Below are 271 nucleotides of genomic sequence, written 5' to 3' on the forward strand. Positions count from 1 at the left end.
ACGAAAGTGTCTTAACTGGCTAGCTGTCACCTACCGCAATTCCATAAGGAACTGGCGCGGCAAGCGGCCAATCATGTCTTCTCTTCAAAATGTCACAGAACAAGCAAACTTCAGAACGAAGCTCGCAAAACGAATACTCTCATATGATATCAAGCTACGGAAGGAATTGGTGGAGCCTAGGAGGATCGAACTCCTGACCTCCTGAATGCAAATCAGGCGCTCTCCCAGCTGAGCTAAGGCCCCATTACCAAAAGGAATGGTGGGTCGAGGA

The 271-nt window shown here is 49.1% G+C and carries 1 tRNA gene; it reads right to left on the bottom strand.

The annotated features are described in order from the left end of the window. Window positions 1-167: 167 nt before the first annotated feature. Window positions 168-243 (bottom strand) — tRNA-Ala (locus tag AC3CB2_RS23500). Between the last annotated feature and the right edge of the window lie 28 nt (window positions 244-271).

This window comes from Pseudovibrio sp. SCP20 (genome assembly GCF_057774105.1).